Consider the following 18,721-nt stretch of genomic DNA (forward strand, 5'->3'; position numbering starts at 1 on the left):
CCAGTAAACAGTCTTCGTGCTTTCGCCTAATATGGCGCGTTCGTGCCCTCAGGGGAAGGAGGTGACGCCCGGGGAAGCAGGTGCCGGTGGGGCGAGTCGAAGATCGGCTCATGCGAGCTGCGACAGACACAGTCCGTTTCGCTATTCGACGTGGCGGATCGGCCTTGTCATGTGCGACAAATAGGGATATGCACAGTGTGACATTTCCTGATGTTTGATCCCGGTCATCGTCGTATGCTCAAATGGCCCTCATCTCGATAGTACACAGAGCCCCGCATGCGACGAGCAAGCATGGTGATCGAGATTTCCCCTCTGGGGCGAGAGGTTGCGAAGGCAGTGACTAAGCAAAACGCTGGAGCTACCGCTGACCGCGAGGCGCACGGCCACCAGAAGCGCCGGGTGCCCAAGCCTTCTACGAGAAGATTCGGGCTGGGAAACTGGCACGTTCGATCGCGACTCGTCGCGCTGATCGTCGTACCCACGGCGGTGGCCGTGGCGTTAGGCGGTCTGAGCGTGTTCACCTCGCTCCGGGACGCCGACACCTACCAGACGCTGCGAGAGGTCGCCGAGTTCAGCGAAGCTCTCGGCGCGGTCAGCCATGAGCTGGCCTTCGAACGCGACCAGACCGCTCTCTACATCGCGCAGGGCCGGCCTCCGGCCAGCGAGCCGCAACTGCGCAACACCTACGACGGGGTCGACGACCTGGTCCTGGCGGCCAAGCAGCGGGCCGCCGTGCTCGCCGGCAGCCACGAGGCCTCGGTGCGCTCGGTGCTGCGACGCCTGGAAGAGGTCACCACGCTGCGCGAGACCGCGGTCAAGGGCAAGATCCAGCCACTGCCGACGATCTCCAAGTATTCCCAGATCATCGCCGCCCTGCTCCAGTTCCACGACCAGGTCGGCGAGGTCGCGGTCGACGACCAGGTGTCCCGTGGCGCGGGCGCCGGGGCGGCGATCTCGCGCGCCAAGGAGCAGGCTTCCAGACAGCGCGGCATCCTGGCCAGTGCCCTGGACAAGAAGGGGTTCGACGCCGGCGAGCTCGACTCCTTCACCGCAGCCAAGGCCCGTGAGGAGAGCGAGCAGACCCTCTTCGCCACCCTCGCTTCCCAGGAGCAGCTGGAGCTCTACCGCAACAGCGTGGTCGGCCGGGACGTCGACCAGACCGACCTGTTCCGGCTGCGGGCCATCGCCCAGTCGTCGGAGAGCAAGCCGCTGAGCATCGGCGCCAGACCGGTCAAGGACGTGTCCACCTGGTTCGACGTGAGCACGGGCAAGATCGACGCGATGCGCGACGTGGAGAAAGGGCTGGCCGCGGCGGTCATCCTGCGCGCCCGCGCTCTGGAGAACGGCGCCAACACCGCCGCCCTCGTCTCCGGCGTGCTCATCCTCATCCTGCTGGTCGTGGTGCTCGCCATCATCGCGCTCATCGCCCGCTCGCTGATCAGGCCGCTGCGCAAGCTGCGCCGCGAGGCTCTGGAGGTGGCGGGCCAGCGCCTGCCGCAGACCGTGCGCAAGCTGCGCGAGAGCGCGGACGGCGTGGCCGGTCCGGTGGTGCCGATCAGCGTGACCACGCACGACGAGATCGGGGAGGTGGCGCGGGCCTTCGACGAGGTGCACCGTGAGGCGGTCCGCCTGGCGGGCGAGGAGTCCCGGCTGCGCAGCAACGTCAACGCGATGTTCGTGAACCTGTCGCGCCGCAGTCAGACGCTGGTGGAGCGGCAGATCACCCTGATCGACGGGCTGGAGCAGGGGGAGCAGGACGAGCAGCGGCTCGGCAACCTGTTCAAGCTGGACCACCTGGCCACCCGTATGCGCCGCAACAGCGAGAACCTGCTGGTCCTGGCCGGTCAGGACCCGCCGCGCCGGTGGAGCCAGCCGGTCAAGCTCGTGGACGTGGCCCGCGCCTCCCTGTCGGAGGTGGAGAACTACGAGCGCGTGGTGCTCCAGGTGCCCGACGGCGTCTCGATCGCGGGGCAGGCCGTCAACGACATCATCCACCTGCTGGCCGAGCTGGTGGAGAACGCGCTGTCATTCTCGCCGAGGGAGACCCGGGTGACGGTGTCCGGGAGCCGGATCGACGGCGGCGGCGTGATGCTGTCGATCACCGACTCCGGCATCGGCATGACCATCGAGGAGCTCAACCAGGCCAACGAGCGGCTGACCGACGCGCCGAGCGTGGACGTGTCGGTGTCGCGGCGGATGGGCCTGTTCGTGGTCGCCAGGCTGGCGCACCGGCACGGCATCAGGGTGCAGCTGCGACCGCACGGCTCGGGCGGGCTGACCGCGATGGTGCTCCTGCCCGAGTCGCTGCTGGCCCAGCCGGCCGCGCTCGCGGGCGCCTCCGGCGGCGGTCCTCGCGAGGAGCAGCCGTACGTGGGACCGCACGCGGCTCCTCCCATGCCGGAGTTCGGGGCGGGACCGTACCAGATGGGTCCGGCGCACCCGTCCTACCCGTCCAACCCCGACGGCCCCGGCTGGCCCGCGCCGCCCTGGCCACCGAGCAGCGGTGGCGGCGGCGGGAGCAACAACGGCAGCGGCTGGCCCGCGGACACGCGCGGACCCGGTGCCGGCATCGGCCCCGGCATCGGGCCGAACATCGGGCCCAACACCGGCGGCTTCGACTCCGCCGACGTCTGGATGCCGCCGCGCGAGCCCGGCTGGAACGGCGACCAGTTGCCCAGGCGGCCCGCAGCCGGCCCGCCCCCGAGCTGGGTCCAGGGTGAGCGGATCGACCCGCCGCAACGCCCCAGGTACGACTTCCCCGAGATCGAGCAGGGCGCGACGACCGACCCGGTCCTGAAAGCCGGCGGAGACGACTACCTGCCGATTTTCGCGGCGGTCGAATCCGCCTGGTTCGAACGCGGGGGAAGCAGCGCCGTCTGGAGCTCGGAGAAGGCGGACGAGGGCTGGTCGGCGGCCAAGGCCGCGGTCGAGCCGGTGCGCGGCGCGGCGACGGCCGCCGGACTGCCCAAGCGGGTGCCGAAGGCGAACCTGGTGCCGGGCTCGGCGGAGACGGTCAACGCTCCACGCGGTGTCTCACCGGTGCCCGCGGTGTCCCCTGACCGGGTGCGTTCGCGGCTGTCCAACTTCCAGCAGGGCTTCCGCGCGGCGCGCGAGGACATCAACGGCGGGCGCGCCACCGGGTCAGGCTTCGGCGGCCCGATGCGGGCGGTGGACGGCGGAGACGATCCGGAGGAGAACATATGAACGAGCTGAGCCATGCGGCGCGTGGTGTCGACTGGCTGATCACCGACTTCGTCAGCACGGTGCCCGGGGTGGCGCACGCGGTGGTCGTGTCGTCCGACGGGCTGCCGCTGGCGGCCTCGTCGGGATTCCCCGCCGATCGGGCGGATCAGCTGGCGGCCATCGCGTCCGGGCTCGTGTCGCTCACCCAGGGCGCGGCGCGGGTGTTCGAGGGGGGTGTGGTCAACCAGACGATCGTCGAGATGCACCGGGGCCTGATGCTCATCATGTCGGTTTCAGATGGTTCGTGCTTAGCGGTTTTAGCCGCCCCCGATTGTGATATGGGATTGGTGGCGTACCAGATGACGCTGATGGTGGATCGAGCCGGTCAGGTGTTGACACCGGCGGTCCGTGCGGAGCTGCGCGCGAGCCAGACTAGGTGATGTGGTGACGGATCCACGGTGGAACAGCGGCGGCTGGGAGCCCGAGTCCCAGCCGCGGTTACAGGCTGACCCGGCCTCGCCGGTGCGTCCGTACGCGGTGACCGGGGGGCGGACGGCGCCGCGGGTGAAACTCGCGATGGAGGCGCTGGTGTCCTCGGCCACGGCCGAGCACAGGGAGTTCTCCCACATCACGCCGGAATATCAGGCGATCAGCCAGCTCTGCCGGCAGGTCCGCTCGGTGGCCGAGGTGTCGGCGCTGCTGCGCATTCCCTTGGGTGTGGTTCGGGTGTTGATCGCGGACATGGCGGCCGAAGGGCTCGTGCGCGTGCACCAGCCCGCGTTGGAAGACGCGGGCAGGCCGGATGTCAACTTGCTGGAAAGGGTGCTCAGTGGACTACGCAGGCTCTAGTCCCGGGCTCACCTCGACGAAGATCGTGGTGGCCGGTGGCTTCGGGGTGGGCAAGACGACGTTCGTCGGTGCGGTGTCGGAGATCATGCCGTTGACGACCGAGGCGGTGATGACGGATGCCTCGGCCGGGATCGACGACCTCGGTATGACCCCTTTGAAGTCGACGACCACGGTGGCGATGGACTTCGGCCGGGTGTCGCTGGACCGTGATCTGATCCTGTATCTGTTCGGGACGCCGGGTCAGCACCGGTTCTGGTTCATGTGGGACGACCTGGTGCGGGGTGCGATCGGCGCGGTGGTGCTGGTCGACACCCGCCGTCTGGCCGACAGCTTCCCGGCCATCGACTACTTCGAGGAGGCGCAACTGCCCTTCGTGGTGGGCATCAACGGCTGGGACGGCAACTACGCCCACAGTGACGCCGAGGTGCGGGACGCGCTCTCGCTGGCGGCGCACATCCCGCTCATCCGGCTCGACGCACGCTCGAAGGAGTCGGTGAAGAGCGCGCTGATCCACCTGGTGGAGCATGCGCTGACCGTCCGTACCGCCGTCCCCGGCTGGAGCGGCTGACCGCGCCCGCCCCTTGATGATCGTCCTCATCCGTGACAGGCTCAAGATCACTGATCATCGGACCGGCGGAGTCGCGCCGGGTCGTGTGCCCGCTGACGGTGAGGAAACCCGATGGATGCCAAGCAGTACATGGCCGGCGTGTTCGATCGCGCGTCCGGCACCTACGAGCGGGTCGGCGTGCCGTTCTTCGCGCCGGTCGCCGCCGAGTTGGTACGCCGGGCCGCGCCCGAGGCCGGTGACCGGGTCCTGGACGCCGGTTGCGGGACCGGCGCCTCGCTCGTGCCGGCGGCGCTGGCCGTCGGTCCCACCGGCCGGGTGGTCGGGCTGGATCTGGCACCCGGGATGGTGGCCGCAGCCACCGCCGAGATCGAGCGCCACGGCCTGACCCAGGCGATCGCCCTGCTGGGCGACGCGGAGCGGGCGGAGGAGTTGCTGCCCGGTGAGCGCTTCGACGTCGTGCTCGCGGGGATGATGCTGTACTTCCTGCCCGACCCGCCCGCCGCGGTCCGGTCGATGGCCGGGTTGCTGCGGCCCGGCGGGCGGCTGGCGGCCAGCCTGCTGGTCCGGTCGAGCCCGGCCGAGACCGAACTGCTCGCGCTGGTGGAGCGGGCGCTGGAGCCGTACGCCCCGGGCGCGGGCGGCGCTCCCTTCCAGCACCGGCTGAGCACGCCCGAGGACCTGACCGGGCTGCTCGAAGGGGGCGGGCTGAGCGGGGTCCGATGCGCGGACGTGGTGTTCGAGGTGGTCATCGAGGCCGGGCAGGTGTGGGACTGGCTCTGGTCGGCCGCCCGCAGGGCCGCACTGGAGAGCATCCCGCCGTCCCTGCGCGCCGAGGCCAGGGCGGCCCTGGAGTCGGCACTGACCCAGGACCGCTACGTCCTGGCCCGTACCGTGCGCTATGTCACCGGGTCGCGCGGCTGACGACGCCCGGTTCCGGCCGCCCGGTTCAGGCGGGCTGGTTCAGGCCGGTCGGGACAGGTATCGGCCCACCCTGCGGTCCATGATCTTGCCGGCGTCCAGCACGTGGTTGCCGCGGACGAACGTGTCCGTCACCTTGGCGGTCAGCTCGAACCCCTCGAACGGGGTGTACTCCTGCGCCGACTCCGAGTCCTGCGCGCGCACCGTCCAGGTGCTCGCGGGGTCGACCAGGCAGATGTCCGCGTCGAAGCCCGGGGCGATCGCCCCCTTGCCGCGCAGGCCGTACCTCTTGGCAGGGTTGTAGGAGGTCAGCGCGGCGATCCGGCCGTACGGCAGGCCCCTGCGGCGGCCTTCGGTGATCAGGCCGGGCAGCAGGTACTCGGCGCCGCCGAACCCGGCCTTGGCCGCGAAGACGTCGTCGCGCGGGTCGCCGAACTTGAGCTCGTCACGGCAGCAGGCGTGGTCGCTGACCACCCAGTCCACCGTGCCGTCGAGGACGTACTCCCACAGCGCCTCGACGTCCTCGCGCGGTCTGATCGGCGGGTTCACCTTGCCGCCGATGCCGCTGGCCGTGTTGACGTCGGCCAGCAGGTGACCGATCGTGACCTCGCGCCGGAAGTCGATGTGCGGGAACGTCGCCGCCATCCGGACGGCGGCGTCCAGGGCCTTGCGCGAGGACAGGTGCAGCAGATTGATGTTGGCCAGCCCCGTCTCGTGCGCGAGGTAGGAGGCGACGAAGACGGCCAGCCCTTCCGAGTGCTGCGGGCGGGAGGCGCTGTAGGCGGCCAGTCCGCTCAGGTCACCGGCCTCCTCGACGAGCTTGGTGTACGCGGTCATGATCTCGGCCGTCTCGCAGTGCAGTGACAGCGAGATCTCGTCCGCCAGCTCGGGCAGCCGCTCCCTGGCCGCCTGCACCCCGCGCATCACGAACTCGAAGTGCGCGTAGTCGTAGCGCTCGCCCTCGGGCAGCATGAGGAACGCCCGCTGGTCGTCGGACCGGCCGTGCAGCCCGTGCCCGCCGTAGAACATGAAGATCTTGAACGACGGGACGCCGAACCGCTCGATCAGGTCGGGCAGCTCGTCGATGTGCCCGCTCGACATGGGCGCCAGGTGGAAGGCGTAGTCGATGTAGGCCCGGCCCTCGGCCTGCTTGAGCACCTCCGGGAAGAAGTCGGCGTAGGAGCCGCCCCTGTTGAGGTAATACTGCCCGGTCCGCATGTACGTCAGCGCGGTCGTCACGCCACCCTGGGCGGCGGCCCTGCTCTCCGACCCGGCGTCCTCGGACAGCGGCCGGTAGATGCCCCAATGCTGATGGGCGTCCACGACCCCGGGGAAGGCCAGCTTGCCGCGCCCGTCGATCACGTCGCCCGCGCCGGACAGTCCGGGCCCCACCTGGACGATGCGGCCGTCCGCGATGGCGATGTCCGCGTTCATGGGCTCGTCCTGGTCGTGCGTGACGACCCGGACGTTCTTCAGCAGCAGCTCGGACACGGGGACGGTCTCTCCTAAGCGATACGGCGCGCGGCGCGGTGCCAGGCCAGCACCCGCCGCTCCACCATGAGGAACAAGGTGTTGAAGGTGAAGCCCAGCACGCCGAGCAGCAGGACGCCGGCCCAGATGGCCGGCATGTCGGCGTTGTTGCTGGCCAGGTTGAGCAGGTAGCCGATGCCTTCGGTGCTGCCCTTGAGCTCGGAGATGACCATCAGGATCAGCGCCAGCGACACGCTCAGGCGCAGACCGGCGAAGATCTTCGGCGCGGCCGCGGGCAGGATGATCCGGGTGAGCCGCAGATGAGCGGGCACGCCGAAGACGGTGGCGGTCTCGAGCTTCAGATGGTCGAGGTTGCGCGCGCCGTCGATCGAGTTGAGCAGGATGGGCCAGACGATGCCGAAGACGATGGTCGCGACCTGCACCTGCGTGCCCATCTGGAAGAGCACGAGAAAGACCGGCAGCATGGCGGGCGGCGGCACCGCCCGGCCGAACTCGATCAGTGGCTCGAAGTAGTCGGCCAGCCAGGAGGTCCGGCCGAGCGCCACGCCGAGCGCCACACCCACGATCACGGCCAGGCACCAGGACCCGGTGACCCTGATCAGACTGGGGAAGAAATGGTCGACGGCCTCTTCGGTGAGGATGTAGGGCCCGGAGAACCACATCTCGTACATCCGGGCGAGGATCACGGACGGCGTGGGGAGATAGGGGTTGCCGAGTGATCGGGCGAGCAGTTCCCAGCCGCCCAGGACGACGGGGACCAGCCACAGCCGCTTGATCAACGTACGGATCATGGCAGTTGCCACCTGTACAGACGTCGTTCGGCGCGCACGAGGAGGGTGTTGACGACGAGCCCGATCGCGCCGGCCCACAGGAGGGCGGCGATCACGTCGATCATCGCGTCGGCGCCGATGCCCGTGCTCGCCTGGATGAGAAAGCTGCCGATGCCGCTCGCGCCGCCGACGATGTACTCCACGCTGATCGCCAGGATGAGCGTGATGGAGGCGGCGAGCCGCACTCCTGTCGCGATGAAGGGCGCCGCGCTCGGCAGGGACACCCGCCAGATCACCGCGCCCGGCCCGAAGCCGAACGCGCGCAGCGTCTCCTTGGCCAGCGGGTCCACGTCCCGTACGCCGTAGAGGGTGTTGATCAGGATGGGCCAGGACGAGGCGAAGACGATGAGAGCGACCTTGGCGTTGATCTCCGGCGTGAAGAAGAACAGCGCCAGCGGGATCAGCGCCACCGAGGGGATCGGCCGGAGGAACTCCACGAACACCCGGGTCGTCTCCTCCACCGCCGGGACCGTTCCCAGTAGCAGGCCGATGGGCACGGCGACCAGGACGGCGAGCGGCAGGCCGATGGCGCAGGCGGTGAGCGTGGCCCGCAGGTTCTCCAGGAACACGGGATCGACGGCGAGCGCCACCGTCCTCGACAGTGTGTCCGCGGCCGGCGGCAGCCACTTGACCAGGCCCGAGACGCCGATGAGCTGCCAGGCAAGCAGAAAACCCGCCACGCCGGTGGCGTGGCGGGAGAACTTCACCAGGTTGGCACGGGTGAGCGGGCCACGGCCGCGCCTCGCGGGAGAGTCTGCGGTCATCATCCCTGAGCGGAATAGATCATGGAGTTGACGTCCAGCTTCTGCTTCAGCATGTCCGCCTCGAGCATGAGGTCCGCCACCCGCTGGATGCGCTGGGCGCTCAGCGTGGTCGGGTAGTTGCCGAGGTTGATCGTCGAAGCGGTCTCAGCCGGGATCTTGGTGAAGGTCGGCAGGATCTTCGTCACCGCGGCGCGGTCCGTGGCCGCGATGTTCTGCGCCTTCGCCATGGCCCGCTGGAAAGCGGCCAGCGTCTTGGGGTTCTCCGCCACCCACTTCTCGGTGGCCGCCCAGCCGGTGATCGGCAGACCGTCGGTCGGACCGGACATCGTGTCCAGGAGCATGGTGGCGCCGAGCTCCTTCTTGGCCTGGCTGACGTACGGGTCGGTCATCCAGACCGCGTCCACGTCACCCTTGTCCAGGGAGGAGAGCCAGTTGGTCGTCGGCACCTCGACGTACGTGATGTCCTTCGTCGGGTCGAGCCCGGCGATCTTCATGTGCGGGTTCATGGTGAGCACGCCCAGGCCCTTCAGGGCGTTGACGCCGATCTTCTTGCCCTTGAGGTCGGAGACCTGCTTGACGGTCGAGCCCTTCTTGACCATCACGCCGAAGGCGCCCGCGGCACCCTGGTAGGAGTCGGCGATGTACTTGAACTTCTCGGTGCCCGCTTCCTGGATCGTCAGGATGGTGGCGTAGCTGCCGAGGACGACGTCCATCGTGCCGTTGGAGAGCTTGCCCAGGACGGCCTGGGGAGCCTGGATGGCCTCCTGCTTGACGTTGAGGCCCTCCTCCTTGAAGAAGCCGCGCTCCATGGCGATGAACAGCGGGGCCGAGTCGGCGCCGGGATACTGGCCAATCAGCAGGTCGGCCTTCATGTCGGAGGAGGCGCCGGGGCTTGCTGACTGGCCGGTCGAACCGGAGCACCCTGTGGCGACGAGGGTGGCCACAAGTCCAACCAGGGCAGTACGCCCTAATGCACCGAACCGCATTGCGGATCTCCTTTGAATCGGGGGGTGATGCGAACGGGGAGTGATCAGCGACGGTGGCACCCTAGCGCAGGCATCGCATCTCTCCGCAGCCGAAACATCAGAACTTAATTCGATATATGCATATATCAGAGGGTTTATGACGTTTGTCCGACTTATTTGTCAGCAGTTCTGTTGATTCGAAGGAGTGTGACAGGTGTGATGATCTGGGCAAAGTGCCGCGTTGCGTACTGATTGTGACCCTTGCGGCATTGGCCGATCTCCTGTTGATGTGCTCCAATTGCTCTCGCCCCAAGGGTGCGATGTGGTCACGGCTGACTCCTGCGTGACATGATCTTCGTGCACCAGACCATCTGAGAGAGGTTGCGGAGGCAAGTGAAGACTGCTACCCGCGCTGCGGGCGGGGATCAGGGCTTAGCAGGCGAGGCTCCCCGACAGGTGTCCCATGGGCCACAGGCTCCGGGCGGTGCGAAAGCCGGCAAGCGCATGACGGGCTCTCGCTTCTCTCTGCGCAACTGGCGAGTCCGTTCCAAGCTGCTGGTCCTGGTCGTCATCCCCACCCTCGCGGCCCTCGTGTTCGGCGGCCTGCGGGTGACCACCTCGATCGCCACCGCCGGCGAGTACGCGCAGGTCAACGTGGTCGCCGTCCTGGCGAGCCAGCTGACCGCCCTCGCCCACGAGGTGGAGGTGGAGCGCGACCTCAGCGCCCAGTACGTCGCCCAGGGACGCAGAGGCGGCCGTCCGGAGGACGTGACCGCCCAGTACGAGCGCGTCGACAAGCTCGTCATCGCCGTCAGGGGTGGTGTCGAGGACCTTGAGGTCGCGGACGGCCCGCACGCGGCCGAGGCCCTGAGCATCAAGAACCGCCTCAACGAGCTCGCCACCTCGCGGACGACCGCGATCGACTCGCAGCTCGACGGGAACTCGGTCATCAAGCTCTACGACCGGTTCATCTCGGAGCTGCTCTCGCTGAACAGCAAGATCGACCTGGGTGCGGTCGACAAGGAGCTGTCGGCGGGCGTCTCCGGCTTCGCGGCCCTGGCCAGAGCCAAGCAGTACGTGTCCACCCAGCGTGCGCTGCTGGTGGGAGCGCTGGCCACCGGCAGATTCGGCAAGGACGAACTCGACGCCTTCATCGCCGCGCGCGCCCAGCGCAACAGCGAGCTCGCCACCTTCAGAGCGCAGGTCTCCCTCGGCCTCCGCCAGCTGTACGACGACACCGTCAGCGGCCAGGCCGTCGACCGCGCCGAGGTCCTCTCCGCCCGCGCCCTGGTCCTTCAGGACGCCGCGCTGCCCCTGAGAGACCGCAACCTCGGACTCACCCGTAATGGCGAGAACTGGTACAACGCCATCAGTGAGACCGTCGACGGGATGCGCAAGGTCGAGCAGCAGGCGGCCGAGGCCATCGTGCTGCGCAGCCGTGCCCTGGAAGGCGCCGAGCAGCAGAGCGCCGCCATCGTGGCCGGCGCGATCCTCGCCCTGCTCCTGCTGGTGCTGCTGGTCACCGTGGTCATGGCGCGCTCGCTGAGCGGCCCGCTGCGCCGACTGCGCAGGGAGGCCCTGTTCATCGCCGGGCGCCGCCTGCCCGACACCGTGCGCCAGCTGCGCGAGGCCGACGCCGCCGCCGGGGCCACCGTCCAGGTGCAGCCCATCGGCGTCGCCTCCAACGACGAGATCGGGGAAGTCGCGCGGGCCTTCGACGAGGTGCACCGCGAGGCGGTCCGCCTGGCGGGCGAGGAGTCCCGCCTGCGTACCAACGTCAACGCGATGTTCGTGAACCTGTCCCGCCGCAGTCAGACGCTGGTGGAACGGCAGATCACCCTGATCGACGGCCTTGAGCAGGGCGAGCAGGACGAGCACCGGCTGGCGAACCTGTTCAAGCTCGACCACCTCGCCACCCGCATGCGCCGCAACAGCGAGAACCTCCTGGTCCTCGCCGGCCAGGACCCGCCGCGCCGCTGGAGCCAGCCGGTCAAGCTCATCGACGTGGCCCGCGCCTCCCTGTCGGAGGTGGAGAACTACGAGCGCGTCCTGCTCCAGGTGCCCGACGGCGTCTCCGTGGCCGGTCAGGCCGTCAACGACTTCATCCACCTGCTGGCCGAGCTGGTGGAGAACGCCCTGTCGTTCTCCCCCCGCGAGACCCGGGTGACTATGTCGGGCAGCCGGATCGACGGCGGCGGCGTGATGCTGTCCGTCACCGACTCCGGCATCGGCATGACCGCCGAGGAGCTCAACCAGGCCAACGAGCGGCTGACCGACGCGCCGGCCGTGGACGTGTCGGTGTCGCGGCGGATGGGCCTGTTCGTGGTCGCCAGGCTGGCGCACCGGCACGGCATCCGCGTACAGCTCCGCACCCAGGGGACCGGCGGGCTCACCGCGATGGTCCTGGTGCCGGAGAGCCTGCTCGGCGCGCAGACGGCCATGGACAGCCCCGCGACCGCGATGGACCGCGGGCGGGCGGAGGCCTACGCGTCTCCCTCGCAGCAGATGGCCCCCCAGTGGCAGAGCGGCGGCTACGAGCCCGGACCGGGTCACCCCTCCTATCCCTCCAACGCGGACCCGAGCGGCTCCTGGCCGTCGGCACCCCAGTGGCCGTCGGCCGGGGCGGGGCAGGCCTGGCAGTCCGGGCCGCGCAGCACCGGCGGGTTCGACACCGACGACGTCTGGATCCCTTCCCGGGTCCCGGGCTCCTGGTCCAGCGAGGGCAACCCGCTGCCCAAGCGCCCCTCGGACGCGCCGCTGCCCGGCCGCGGTTTCGACGACCGGGTGAACGCCGGTCCGCAGCGCTCGCCGTACGACTTCCCCGAGACCGAGTCGGCGGCCACCGGGCCCATGCCGGTGGTCTCGGCGTCCGGCCCGCCGCCGTCCGCCGGCGACGAGTTCCTGCCGATCTTCGCCTCGGTGGAGTCCGCCTGGTTCGACCAGGGCGGTTCCGACGCGGCCTGGGGGACGGCCAAGGCCGACGCCGGCTGGAGCGCGGCCCAGGCCGCGGCGGAGCCGGTCCGTGACGGCGCGACGGCCTCGGGCCTGCCCAAGCGGGTGCCCAAGGCCAACCTCGTGCCGGGCTCGGCCGACACCGCGTCGGCGCCCAAGGGGGTCGCGCCGATGCCGGCGATCTCACCTGATCGGGTACGCAGCCGCCTGTCCAGCTTCCAGCAGGGTTTCCGGGCCGCGCGTGACGACATCAGTGGCGGCCGGGCTCCTCAGCCTGGTCAGCAGCGGAACCACGAGAACAGGGAGGAGGGCGCATGAACGATCTGAGCCACGGGGCTCGCGGAGTCGACTGGTTGATCACCGACTTCGTCGGCACGGTGCCAGGTGTCGCCCACGCCGTCGTCGTCTCGTCCGACGGCCTGCCGCTCGCCGCCTCGTCGGGTTTCCCGCCTGACCGGGCCGACCAACTGGCCGCCATCGCTTCCGGGCTGGTGAGCCTCACCCAAGGGGCGGCCAGGGTGTTCGAAGGCGGCGTGGTCAACCAGACGATGGTGGAGATGCAGCATGGGCTTATGCTGATCATGTCCGTCAGCGACGGCTCCTGCCTGGCGGTGCTGGCCGCGCCCGACTGCGACATGGGGTTGGTGGCTTATCAGATGACCTTGATGGTGGACCGTGCCGGTCAGGTGCTCACCCCGGCGGTGCGCGCGGAGCTGCGTGCCACTCAGACCAGGTGATGTGAGTGACCGATCCCAGATGGAACAGTGGCGGCTGGAACAGTAACGGCTGGAACAGCGGTGGCTGGGAGCCCGCACCCCCGCGCACCTCGGACCCGGCCTCGCCGGTGCGTCCGTACGCGGTGACCGGGGGGCGGACGGCGCCGCGGGTGAAGTTCGCGATGGAGGCGCTGGTGTCCTCGGCCACGGCCGAGCACAGGGAGTTCTCCCACATCACGCCGGAATATCAGGCGATCAGCCAGCTCTGCCGGCAGGTCCGCTCGGTGGCCGAGGTCTCCGCGCTGCTGCGGATGCCGCTCGGCGTGGCACGCGTGCTCATCGCCGACATGGCGGCGGAGGGCCTGTTGCGCGTGCACCAGCCGCAGCTGGACGACGGCAAGCCAGATGTCAACTTGCTCGAAAGGGTGCTCAGTGGACTACGCAGGCTCTAGTCCCGGGCTCACCTCGACGAAGATCGTGGTGGCCGGTGGCTTCGGGGTGGGCAAGACGACGTTCGTCGGTGCGGTGTCGGAGATCATGCCGTTGACGACCGAGGCGGTGATGACGGATGCCTCGGCCGGGATCGACGACCTCGGCATGACCCCTTTGAAGTCGACGACCACGGTGGCGATGGACTTCGGCCGGGTGTCGCTGGACCGTGATCTGATCCTGTATCTGTTCGGGACGCCGGGTCAGCACCGGTTCTGGTTCATGTGGGACGACCTCGTACGCGGCGCCATCGGCGCCGTGGTGCTGGTCGACACCCGCCGCCTGGCCGACAGCTTCCCGGCCATCGACTACTTCGAGGAGGCGCAACTGCCCTTCGTGGTCGGTCTGAACGGCTGGGACGGGGAGTACGAGCACAGCGACTCGGAGGTCCGCGACGCGCTCACCCTCGCCCCGCACATCCCGCTCATCCGCCTGGACGCCCGCTCCAAGGACTCGGTCAAAAGCGCTCTGATCAACCTGGTCGAGCATGCCCTTTCCGTTCGGATGGCCGTGCCAGGCTGGAACGGCTGACGAAGCGGATAGGCTGACCGCAGACCCACATTCGCTTCGAGGACTGGCCTACCACGTGTTCGAGACGCTTTCCGACCGGCTGACATCGGTCTTCTCCTCCCTCCGTTCCAAGGGGCGGCTGTCCGACGCCGACATCGACGCCACCACCCGCGAGATCCGCATCGCGCTGCTGGAGGCCGATGTCGCGCTGCCGGTGGTCAAGGCGTTCGTCGCCCAGGTCAAGGAGCGCGCCCGCGGCGCCGAGGTCTCCCAGGCGCTCAACCCGGCCCAGCAGGTCGTCAAGATCGTCAACGAGGAGCTCATCGAGATCCTCGGCGGCGAGACCCGCAGGCTCCGCTACGCCAAGACGCCGCCGAGCGTCATCATGCTCGCCGGCCTCCAGGGCGCCGGTAAGACCACGCTGGCGGGCAAGCTCGCCAAGTGGCTGCGCGAGCAGGGGCATGTGCCGATGCTCGTGGCCGCCGACCTCCAGCGCCCCAACGCGGTCCAGCAGCTCCAGGTCGTGGGCGAGCGCGCGCAGGTCGCCGTCTACGCCCCCGAGCCGGGCAACGGCGTCGGCGACCCGGTCGGCGTCGCCCGCCGGTCGATCGACGAGGCCAGGCGTCAGCAGTACGACATCGTCATCATCGACACCGCGGGCCGCCTCGGCATCGACCAGGAGATGATGCGGCAGGCCGCCGACATCCGCGACGCGGTCTCGCCGGACGAGGTCCTGTTCGTGGTCGACGCCATGATCGGCCAGGACGCCGTCACCACGGCCCAGGCGTTCATGGAAGGCGTCGGCTTCGACGGCGTCGTCCTGACGAAGCTCGACGGCGACGCCCGCGGCGGCGCGGCCCTGTCGGTCCGGCACATCACCGGCCGGCCGATCATGTTCGCCTCCACCGGTGAGAAGCTCGAGGACTTCGACGCCTTCCACCCGGACCGGATGGCCTCCCGCATCCTCGACATGGGTGACATCCTCACCCTGATCGAGCAGGCCCAGAAGACGTTCGACGAGGACCAGGCCGCCAAGATGGCGGGCAAGCTGACCTCGGGCGAGAGCTTCACCCTTGAGGACTTCCTCGAGCAGATGATGATGGTCCAGAAGATGGGCCCGATCAAGAACCTGCTCGGCATGATGCCCGGCATGGGGCAGATGCGCGATCAGCTCGACTCCATCGACGACCGTGACCTGGACCGCATCGCGGCCATCATCCGCTCGATGACCCCGGCCGAACGCCAGGACCCGAAGATCATCAACGGCTCGCGCCGGGCCCGCATCGCCGGTGGCTCGGGCGTGACCGTCACCGCGGTCAGCAACCTCGTCACCCGCTTCTTCGAAGCCCAGAAGATGATGAAGCGGATGGCGGGCGGCATGGGGATCCCCGGCATGCCCGGCGGCAAGGGCAAGGGCAAGGCGCAGAAGAAGGCGAAGAAGGGGCGCCGGGTGAGCGGTGACCCGCGCAAGGCCGCCCTCGGCAAGCCGGAGCCGGAGGCTCCCGCCGAGCCCAAGCAGGGCGGCGTGCTGGGCAATCTCGGCGGCAAGCTGCCCCCGGGCATGGAGTTGCCGCCCGGCTTCGACCCGTCCAAGCTGCGGCTCCCGGGCCAGAAGTAACCTTTGCCCACCCAGTCAGGTGGGAAGTCGAAGGCAGTGCCGTACATCTGGCACAATGACATGTTGGAACATCGCGACCAGGTGGGTGCCCTCTCACCTCCCGCCGGTCGCGCCTGTCCCTGGAGCGGGACCCTTGTCGTGCCCCACTCGATGAGACACCGCTCACCCGCGCTCGAATGCAGGAGAGACCACACCCGTGGCAGTCAAGATCAAGCTCAAGCGGCTCGGCATGATCCGCAACGCTCAGTACCGCATCGTCGTCGCCGACAGCCGCACCAAGCGTGACGGCCGGGCGATCGAAGAGATCGGCCTGTACCACCCGAAGCAGGACCCGTCGCGCATCGAGATCGACGGCGACCGTGCGGCCTACTGGCTGAGCGTCGGCGCGCAGCCGACCGAGCCGGTGCTCAAGCTGCTCAAGATCACCGGTGACTGGCAGAAGTACAAGGGCGAGCCCGCCCCGGAGCCGATGAAGATGCCGGCGCCCGCTCCCGACCGTCACGCCCTCTACGAGGCCGCGGCCAAGGAGACGCTGTCCGGTGGCGACACCGGCACGGCTGCTACGACGCCGAAGAAGGCCAAGAAGAAGGAAGAGGTCGCCCCGGCGGCACCCGCCGAGGCTCCGGCCGAGGCCCCCGCCGCGGCTGCCGCCGAGACCGTCGCCGAGCCCAAGGCCGAGGCCGAGGGCGAGGCCTGACGTGCTCGAGGAGGCTCTCGAGCACCTCGTTAGAGGCATCGTCGAACATCCAGACGATGTCCAGGTCCGCGCTCGCCGCATCCGCAGCGGTCGCGTCCTGGAGGTCCGGGTGCACCCCGAGGACCTGGGTAAGGTCATCGGTCGCGGCGGGCGCACCGCCAAGGCGCTGCGCACAGTCGTGAATGCCCTGGCCGACGGGAAGTACGTACGGGTCGATCTGCTCGATCTGGACGAAGCAGTCCGTTAGCGTCAGGTTCGCGCGCCCTCATCGGTTCACCCGATGGGGGCGCTTGCGTTAGAGAGGCGAGGTTCACGTGCAGTTGGTCGTCGGCCGGATCGGCCGCCCACACGGTGTGCGCGGTGAGGTCACGGTGGAAGTGCGCACCGACGATCCCGAGCTGCGCCTGCCCGTCGGCGGGTCGATCGCCACGGACCCCCCGAACAGAGGGCCGCTCGTCATCGAGGGCCGCCGCTGGCACAACGGGGTGCTGCTGCTCAGCCTCGCGGGCGTGGCCGGCCGCGACGCCGCCGACGCGCTGCGCGGCACGATGCTGGTCATCGACTCCGCCGAGGTGGCGCCCTCCGACGACCCCGACGAGTTCCACGACCACGAGCTCATCGGGCTCAAGGTCGTCACCGTCGCGGGCGAGCCCGTCGGCGAGGTCACCGACGTGCTCCACCACGGGCAGGACCTCCTCGTCATCCGCCGCGACGGCCAGGACGACGCGCTCGTCCCGTTCGTCAAGGCGCTCGTGCCGGAGGTGGACGTGGCGCACGGCAGGCTGGTGGTCGACCCGCCCGAAGGGCTGCTGTGAGCGCGATGCGGCTCGACATCATCTCGATCTTCCCCGAGTACTTCGCCCCGCTGGACGTCTCGCTGATGGGCAAGGCCCGCGAGCGCGGCATCCTCGACGTGCGGGTGCACCAGTTGCGCGAATGGGCGCACGACGTGCACAAGACCGTCGACGACACCCCTTACGGCGGCGGACCCGGCATGGTGATGAAGCCCGAGGTGTGGGGCGAGGCCCTCGACACGGTGATCGGCGACGGCTCCCCGCGGATGATCGTCCCCACCCCCAGCGGCAGGCCGTTCACCCAGGAGCTCGCCCAGGAGCTGGCCGCCGAGCCGTGGCTGCTGTTCGCGTGCGGCCGCTACGAGGGCATCGACTCACGGGTCATGGCCGAGTACGGCGCGCGGCTGCGGGTCGACGAGGTGAGCATCGGCGACTACGTGCTGGCCGGTGGCGAGGTGGCGGTGCTGGTGATGGCGGAGGCCATCGGCAGGCTGCTGCCGGGCGTGCTCGGCAACGCGCACTCGGCCGTCGACGACTCCTTCGCCCCCGGCGCCATGCGCAACCTCCTCGAAGGGCCCGTCTACACCAAGCCGCCCGTCTGGCGGGGCCACGAGGTGCCCGCCGTGCTGCTGTCCGGACATCACGGGAAGGTCGCCAGGTGGCGGCGTGACCAGGCGCTGCGCCGTACTCTCGCCAACAGGCCGGAGCTGGCGGCGGCGCTCGACCCCGAGACCCTCGACAAGCACGACCGCCGGCTGCTGGAAGAGCTCGCGTTTCGCCTCCCGCCGGAAGATATGGCACACTGAAGCGTTGCCAACCGTCATGTGGTTGGTCCGTCATGCCCGGGGAAACGCTCCCGGGATTCATCAGATCAGCAGGCGTGTCCGCCGCGAGCTTCAGGCCGGGTGGACCTCCGCGTGCTCACGAGACTTGAGGAAAAGCTCTCATGCACACGAAGATCCAGGAGCTCGAGAAGTCGACCCTGCGTAGCGACGTGCCGGACTTCCGGCCCGGCGACACGCTCGAGGTTCACGTACGAGTGGTCGAAGGCAACCGCTCGCGTGTCCAGGTCTTCAAGGGATTCGTGCTGCGCCGCCAGGGCAGTGGCGCCCGCGAGACCTTCACCGTCCGTAAGGTCAGCTACAGCGTCGGCGTCGAGCGGACCTTCCCGGTGCACAGCCCGGTCATCGAGAAGATCGTGCTCGTGACCCGAGGCGACGTGCGCCGCGCCAAGCTTTACTACATGCGCGACCTGCGCGGCAAGGCCGCTCGCATTCGCGAGAAGCGTGACGCCACGCCCGCCAAGTAACGCGAATGTTCTTCCGGATGGCCCGCCTGGCGTGCGGGCCATTCGGCTTTTGCAGGGTCGTTTCCTTT

At 69.2% G+C, this 18,721-nt stretch carries 19 protein-coding genes; 15 read left to right on the forward strand and 4 right to left on the reverse strand.

What is annotated here, in order from left to right:
* The first annotated feature begins 399 nt into the window (after positions 1-399).
* The 5 genes from OHA68_RS23485 (at position 400) to OHA68_RS23505 (ending at position 5,521) form a co-directional block, all read left to right on the forward strand.
* Positions 400-3,204, forward strand: a complete 2,805-nt coding sequence (locus tag OHA68_RS23485; RefSeq protein WP_327102179.1) for a nitrate- and nitrite sensing domain-containing protein — start codon at positions 400-402, stop codon at positions 3,202-3,204.
* A complete protein-coding gene (locus tag OHA68_RS23490; protein ID WP_189138273.1) occupies positions 3,201-3,623 on the forward strand; it encodes a roadblock/LC7 domain-containing protein in 423 nt (140 codons plus the stop codon). The genes OHA68_RS23485 and OHA68_RS23490 overlap by 4 nt, the downstream gene beginning before the upstream one ends.
* A gap of 4 nt (positions 3,624-3,627) precedes the next feature.
* A complete protein-coding gene (locus tag OHA68_RS23495) occupies positions 3,628-4,032 on the forward strand; it encodes a DUF742 domain-containing protein (protein ID WP_372462240.1) in 405 nt (134 codons plus the stop codon).
* Positions 3,986-4,600 carry a GTP-binding protein gene (locus OHA68_RS23500; RefSeq protein ID WP_407674361.1) on the forward strand — a complete coding sequence of 205 codons (615 nt, stop codon included), beginning with the start codon at positions 3,986-3,988 and terminating at the stop codon, positions 4,598-4,600. Before OHA68_RS23495 ends, OHA68_RS23500 begins: the two co-directional genes overlap by 47 nt.
* Positions 4,601-4,711: 111 nt before the next feature.
* Positions 4,712-5,521 carry a class I SAM-dependent methyltransferase gene (locus OHA68_RS23505; RefSeq protein ID WP_327102181.1) on the forward strand — a complete coding sequence of 270 codons (810 nt, stop codon included), beginning with the start codon at positions 4,712-4,714 and terminating at the stop codon, positions 5,519-5,521.
* A gap of 39 nt (positions 5,522-5,560) precedes the next feature.
* Here the strand turns inward: OHA68_RS23505 and OHA68_RS23510 are convergent, their stop codons facing one another.
* Genes OHA68_RS23510 through OHA68_RS23525 form a run of 4 tightly spaced genes read right to left on the reverse strand, consistent with a single transcriptional unit; the run spans position 5,561 to position 9,475 of the window.
* On the reverse strand, positions 5,561-7,009 hold the full coding sequence (locus OHA68_RS23510) for a dihydroorotase (protein ID WP_327102182.1): 1,449 nt from the start codon (positions 7,007-7,009) through the stop codon (positions 5,561-5,563).
* A gap of 14 nt (positions 7,010-7,023) precedes the next feature.
* Entirely contained in the window at positions 7,024-7,800 is a 777-nt protein-coding gene (locus tag OHA68_RS23515; RefSeq protein WP_327102183.1) for an ABC transporter permease, read from the reverse strand.
* Positions 7,797-8,606: an ABC transporter permease gene (locus OHA68_RS23520; protein ID WP_327102184.1), complete on the reverse strand. Its 810-nt coding sequence runs from the start codon at positions 8,604-8,606 to the stop codon at positions 7,797-7,799. Before OHA68_RS23520 ends, OHA68_RS23515 begins: the two co-directional genes overlap by 4 nt.
* The gene (locus OHA68_RS23525; RefSeq protein ID WP_327102185.1) at positions 8,603-9,475 is read right to left on the reverse strand and encodes an ABC transporter substrate-binding protein; all 873 of its coding nucleotides are present in this window, start codon (positions 9,473-9,475) and stop codon (positions 8,603-8,605) included. Before OHA68_RS23525 ends, OHA68_RS23520 begins: the two co-directional genes overlap by 4 nt.
* A 597-nt stretch (positions 9,476-10,072) precedes the next feature.
* Here OHA68_RS23525 and OHA68_RS23530 point away from each other — a divergent pair.
* From OHA68_RS23530 to rplS, 10 genes are all read left to right on the forward strand, one after another.
* On the forward strand, positions 10,073-12,838 hold the full coding sequence (locus OHA68_RS23530) for a sensor histidine kinase (RefSeq protein ID WP_327102186.1): 2,766 nt from the start codon (positions 10,073-10,075) through the stop codon (positions 12,836-12,838).
* Positions 12,835-13,257: a roadblock/LC7 domain-containing protein gene (locus tag OHA68_RS23535; protein WP_327102187.1), complete on the forward strand. Its 423-nt coding sequence runs from the start codon at positions 12,835-12,837 to the stop codon at positions 13,255-13,257. Before OHA68_RS23530 ends, OHA68_RS23535 begins: the two co-directional genes overlap by 4 nt.
* A gap of 107 nt (positions 13,258-13,364) precedes the next feature.
* On the forward strand, positions 13,365-13,688 hold the full coding sequence (locus OHA68_RS23540) for a DUF742 domain-containing protein (protein WP_189138880.1): 324 nt from the start codon (positions 13,365-13,367) through the stop codon (positions 13,686-13,688).
* Entirely contained in the window at positions 13,642-14,256 is a 615-nt protein-coding gene (locus OHA68_RS23545; protein WP_189138266.1) for a GTP-binding protein, read from the forward strand. The genes OHA68_RS23540 and OHA68_RS23545 overlap by 47 nt, the downstream gene beginning before the upstream one ends.
* A gap of 55 nt (positions 14,257-14,311) precedes the next feature.
* The gene (ffh, locus tag OHA68_RS23550) at positions 14,312-15,853 is read left to right on the forward strand and encodes a signal recognition particle protein (RefSeq protein ID WP_189138265.1); all 1,542 of its coding nucleotides are present in this window, start codon (positions 14,312-14,314) and stop codon (positions 15,851-15,853) included.
* A 196-nt stretch (positions 15,854-16,049) separates the two neighbouring features.
* On the forward strand, positions 16,050-16,550 hold the full coding sequence (gene rpsP / locus OHA68_RS23555) for a 30S ribosomal protein S16 (RefSeq protein WP_189138264.1): 501 nt from the start codon (positions 16,050-16,052) through the stop codon (positions 16,548-16,550).
* Between the two features lies 1 nt (position 16,551).
* Positions 16,552-16,797 (forward strand): RNA-binding protein, encoded by a 246-nt coding sequence (locus tag OHA68_RS23560; RefSeq protein ID WP_189138263.1) that lies wholly within the window; start codon positions 16,552-16,554, stop codon positions 16,795-16,797.
* Between the two features lie 67 nt (positions 16,798-16,864).
* Positions 16,865-17,365: a ribosome maturation factor RimM gene (rimM, locus tag OHA68_RS23565; RefSeq protein WP_327102188.1), complete on the forward strand. Its 501-nt coding sequence runs from the start codon at positions 16,865-16,867 to the stop codon at positions 17,363-17,365.
* 5 nt (positions 17,366-17,370) lie between these two features.
* Complete coding sequence (gene trmD, locus OHA68_RS23570) at positions 17,371-18,150, forward strand: tRNA (guanosine(37)-N1)-methyltransferase TrmD (protein ID WP_327102189.1); 780 nt, start codon at positions 17,371-17,373, stop codon at positions 18,148-18,150.
* 140 nt (positions 18,151-18,290) lie between these two features.
* Positions 18,291-18,653 carry a 50S ribosomal protein L19 gene (gene rplS, locus OHA68_RS23575; protein WP_189138260.1) on the forward strand — a complete coding sequence of 121 codons (363 nt, stop codon included), beginning with the start codon at positions 18,291-18,293 and terminating at the stop codon, positions 18,651-18,653.
* Positions 18,654-18,721 lie beyond the last annotated feature (68 nt).

Source organism: Nonomuraea glycinis (genome assembly GCF_035920485.1).
Classification (GTDB): domain Bacteria; phylum Actinomycetota; class Actinomycetes; order Streptosporangiales; family Streptosporangiaceae; genus Nonomuraea; species Nonomuraea glycinis.

Excerpts from the sequence above, each read along its gene's own strand:
- OHA68_RS23505 (WP_327102181.1), top strand. The coding sequence starts at position 4,712 with ATGGATGCCAAGCAGTACATGGCCGGCGTGTTCGATCGCGCGTCCGGC.
- OHA68_RS23490 (WP_189138273.1), top strand. The coding sequence starts at position 3,201 with ATGAACGAGCTGAGCCATGCGGCGCGTGGTGTCGACTGGCTGATCACC.
- OHA68_RS23545 (WP_189138266.1), top strand. The coding sequence starts at position 13,642 with ATGTCAACTTGCTCGAAAGGGTGCTCAGTGGACTACGCAGGCTCTAGT.
- OHA68_RS23500 (WP_407674361.1), top strand. The coding sequence starts at position 3,986 with ATGTCAACTTGCTGGAAAGGGTGCTCAGTGGACTACGCAGGCTCTAGT.
- OHA68_RS23520 (WP_327102184.1), bottom strand. The coding sequence starts at position 8,606 with ATGATGACCGCAGACTCTCCCGCGAGGCGCGGCCGTGGCCCGCTCACC.
- rplS (WP_189138260.1), top strand. The coding sequence starts at position 18,291 with ATGCACACGAAGATCCAGGAGCTCGAGAAGTCGACCCTGCGTAGCGAC.
- OHA68_RS23515 (WP_327102183.1), bottom strand. The coding sequence starts at position 7,800 with ATGATCCGTACGTTGATCAAGCGGCTGTGGCTGGTCCCCGTCGTCCTG.
- trmD (WP_327102189.1), top strand. The coding sequence starts at position 17,371 with ATGCGGCTCGACATCATCTCGATCTTCCCCGAGTACTTCGCCCCGCTG.
- OHA68_RS23525 (WP_327102185.1), bottom strand. The coding sequence starts at position 9,475 with ATGAAGGCCGACCTGCTGATTGGCCAGTATCCCGGCGCCGACTCGGCC.
- OHA68_RS23535 (WP_327102187.1), top strand. The coding sequence starts at position 12,835 with ATGAACGATCTGAGCCACGGGGCTCGCGGAGTCGACTGGTTGATCACC.
- OHA68_RS23530 (WP_327102186.1), top strand. The coding sequence starts at position 10,073 with ATGACGGGCTCTCGCTTCTCTCTGCGCAACTGGCGAGTCCGTTCCAAG.